1 protein-coding gene is annotated in these 2,829 nt (G+C 36.2%); it reads right to left on the bottom strand.

Going from position 1 to position 2,829, the window contains the following annotated elements; genetic code table 11:
- Positions 1–18: 18 nt before the first annotated feature.
- Positions 19–2,829 (bottom strand): type ISP restriction/modification enzyme (locus ACFINZ_RS09260; RefSeq protein ID WP_375701376.1); only part of this gene is annotated, 2,811 nt, incomplete at its 5' end.

The following is a 2,829-nucleotide window of genomic DNA, read 5'->3' as shown; positions in this document are numbered from 1 at the left end:
GAGCATGCTTTAATAAGCTTATTCAGTTTCTCTTATTTCTAATTTTGGTAAGTTCTTAACAATCTTCATTGTTTCTAGACTTACGGTAATAACCCTTTGAAACAACTCTAATGGATAAGCAGGGTTGCCAACGGTTTCAACAGCATAGTGATTGGCATCATTCACAATGCCACTCTTTTTATCAGTCTTTACGCATTGACGCCCCATAACCCATTCAAGAGCGGGTTTACCATTGACGATATACGCATAAGCTTCAAGAGGTATATCTGTTATTGTGATATTGTTATTATAAATAACAGTGGTTTTATCTTTCTCTTTACCTGCTTTTGCGAATTTCATTTCAGTCACATAATAGAATTTTTCGAGATTAGAGATTTCTGTCTGTTTTGGATTACCCTTTTTAAAGATCACGGGATAAGGCTCTACATCTTCATAGTTTACGTGCAAATGACCGAGTTCACGCCCAGCTGTTACAAACTTCCAAAAATCATCAGCACTCTTTACGCAAGGAATGCGAGGTAATTCTTTGCATAAATTATCAGCATAACGAGCACGGTAATCTTCTGAATGTAAAATCCCATAAACATAATAGAACAAATCATCTTTAGTGATAGTTTCATTAGGATAAGCGGCTTTAAAATGTTCTAGCCCCTCATCAGTAATAGCATTACGCCTCTGTAAACCAGCTGTTGTGTTTTTCTCCGTAGAATGCGTAAATAAATGGGATTGTTTCTCACTTTTACTTTTTGAAACCGTAGTATCTTCGTAAATATAGCGTGGAAAACATTGACCTTTTTCTATTGAATCTAAATTAGGCAAAGCTTTAGTCATCAATACAGAAAAGTCTTTCTTTGCTCCTATACCTGTAATTTGTATCACCTTATTATCAACCGCTTGTCTTATCGGGAATATACGCGGCATTTGATAAACTGCTTCATTAAAGACGCTATTGTAATAAAGCCATTGTTGTGTAAAAGGACGGTATAGGCTTTGAATAAGGCATTTATCTTCAAATTCGGAAAATTTACCTCTTAATAATTCTCTCTTAAGAGTACTGCTCCAACTAATCTTTCTTACATCGGAATTGACGAAATCATTCACGACCTTTGCACGTGCTGTACGATCAGCATGTGAATAGGTATTATTTAAACGTTTTACCTCATTATTATAGAAGGCAGTCATGTTATTCATATTTTTCTTTACAGATTCACGGCTTGAGTTATACGTCCAAGCATCACGATTGGTTGAAACACCAAGAGAATAAGTTTCAAAGAGCTTTTTATCATGCCCCTTTTTGACACCCATAGCTAAGAATGTTTTGAAACTGTCATCACGTTGATCAAGCCAATCACTGTACTTATCTGGTGTAATTATTTGCCAACCTTGTTTGCTCCGTGTAATACCATCAATGCTACCAAGAGACTCTATTATTATAAGCTTTTCTTTTCTCGTGAGATAATCTCCAATATCACGAAAATATATCTTACCACGCTGTTGTGCATTTGGATTTTTTACGAGAATGGAAATCGCTATAGGGGCTCGAGATCCAGAACCAAAAATTTTACCACCTTCTTTTCGAGAAAGTTCTCCAGAAGTTCGTTGGTTACCCCGTAAATGGAAAATATAAAGGCTGCTAAATTCTTCAACGAGGCATTTGCGTAAACCATCCATAGAATGTCCAGTAATAAAACCGGCATTTGTGACAAAGCCGATTACCCCAGCATTATCAATACGGTCACTAGCCCAGCGGATAGCGCGGATATAACTATCATATAACTTTTGCGTACTAGTTGCTTTCGATTTAGCTATATAAGTCTCACGAATACGATCATCTAATATGGGATAAGATATATTGGGATTATTATCGTTTTCATTCTTTTGTCCTACCGAATAAGGAGGGTTACCAAAGATAACTTTAATATCCAGTTTCTTTTGATGCTCTAAATATTCACTGTTTTCCTCTAGTAAACCTTTCATCAAATCTTGTTTTTCAAGCATCCGAAACGTATCAGCCAAACCAATATGCTTGAATGGGATATAATTCCCTTTCATCAGACTATGATAGGTCGATTCAATGTTAATCGCTGCTATGTAATAAGCCAGTAAAACAATCTCATTGGCATGAATATCATGACGGAATTTATATTCCATATCCTCTGGTTTGATGAGATTGGATTGTAATAGCCGTGTGATAAAGGTCCCTGTTCCAGTGAAAGGGTCAAGAATAGAAAAACCCCGTGACCCCAAGCTTTTTCCAAACTCATTACGCAACACATCATCAACAGAATGAATGATAAAATCAACAACCTCAACGGGTGTATAAACAATCCCAAGCTTATCCGTGGTTTTCTTAAATGCCTTGGCAAAAAAACTTTCATAAAGTTTGATAATAAGATTCTGTTTTGCATGAGTTTCTGTAATACCTGCTGTACAGAATGTGACACTTTTGTAAAATTGATCAAGATCTTTGGTTTTTTCTTCAATGTTCGTTTTATCCAGTTCTCTTAAGATCTTGTCCATTGCTTGCGAAATGGCATTGTTCTGTACAAATTCATTACCGTCAAATAAAGCTTCAAACACGGGACGCGTGACAAGATGTTGCGCTAACATCTCAATCGCTTCCTCTTGCTTGATTTCACTGTTGACGTTGTTCTTTAATTCCTTATGGAATGCATCAAAGGCGTGAAAGGCTTCACTCTTTTCATCGGAAATCATATCTTTAAGATGATTGATATGGTTTTGAGCAATCTCAGCAACATTGTTCGCCCAAATGCCCCAATAATCCGTGATTTTAAAACTATCCAGAAAAATGGCTTTGACAAAATCAAA

Origin of the sequence: Bartonella sp. AA81SXKL, from assembly GCF_042196945.1 — a bacterium.
In the GTDB taxonomy this organism is placed as follows: Bacteria; Pseudomonadota; Alphaproteobacteria; order Rhizobiales; family Rhizobiaceae; genus Bartonella.
The sequence above is the reverse complement of the archived record's forward strand: the minus strand, read 5'-3'. Positions and strand labels throughout refer to the sequence as shown.